Raw genomic sequence first — 995 nt, forward strand, 5'->3', positions numbered from 1 at the left:
CGCCCTAAGCTGCGCAAACTCGATGACAATCGGTTCTTACGCGCCCAGGTTGTTGATCTGCTCAACCGTGGTGCCTCGCCGCGTCAGGCCAGTGACAGGTTGGCTGCACTGTGGGGTGATAATACGTCCATGACTATTAGCCACGAGTCGATTTACCAGGCCCTTTACGTACAAGGGGCAGGCAGCTTGCGCAAAGAACTTGTGTTTGAAAAGTCCTGCCGGACTACCCGGCCAGAGCGTAAACCCCGCTCGCTTCTAGCCGGGGTGCCCAAACCACGTGGAAAACGCTGGACTCATGATGCCAATATTTCACTTCGCCCAGCGGAAGCCAACGACCGTGCTGTACCCGGTCATTGGGAAGGGGATTTGATTATTGGCGCAGATGGCACCAGTGCTTTAGCGACGTTGGTGGAACGCCGCAGCAGGTTTGTGCTCCTCGGCAGACTCGGCACTGACCATACTGCCACAAGCGTCAATGAGGTCATGGTGCGGATGATTCGTCGGCTCAAAGAGTCGATGGACACCACGATTTCGACGTTGACCTGGGATCAGGGAGTGGAGTTTGCCAAACACACGGAGTTTTCTGTCGCGGAGAATATCCAGGTGTTTTTCGCCGATCCGCATTCACCGTGGCAGCGAGGTAGCAATGAGCGGATGAACCGGGATATCCGGTTTTATTTCCCCAAAGGAACCAACTTTACCGATGTCACCGACCAAGAGGTCGCCGAGGCGGAAGCATTGCTGAATAACCGGCCGAGGGTAGTACTCGGCGGGTTAACTCCTCGGGAGGTAATCTCTGGTGTTATCCATGATGCAATGACCGCCTGACCCTACCGGGTCATTTTTGCCATAAACGCGGTCACTAACTCGCATTTAGGTAAGCAGCGAAAGATGCCCCGCCTGGCAACGCGCTGAGCGGACGCACTTTTTGCAACTGAACCCATCAAGCGTGGGGTGCAAGTTGGGGGTTAAGTAAAGAAAAGTGTGTCCGCATG

Annotated in this window: 1 protein-coding gene; it reads left to right on the forward strand. The window is 55.1% G+C overall.

The annotated features are described in order from the left end of the window. On the forward strand, window positions 1-828 hold an 828-nt coding region (locus HMPREF2787_RS11290; RefSeq protein WP_070859019.1), incomplete at its 5' end, for an IS30 family transposase. Between the last annotated feature and the right edge of the window lie 167 nt (window positions 829-995).

It is taken from the genome of Corynebacterium sp. HMSC061H03, assembly GCF_001838215.1.
Lineage (GTDB): Bacteria > Actinomycetota > Actinomycetes > Mycobacteriales > Mycobacteriaceae > Corynebacterium > Corynebacterium jeikeium_D.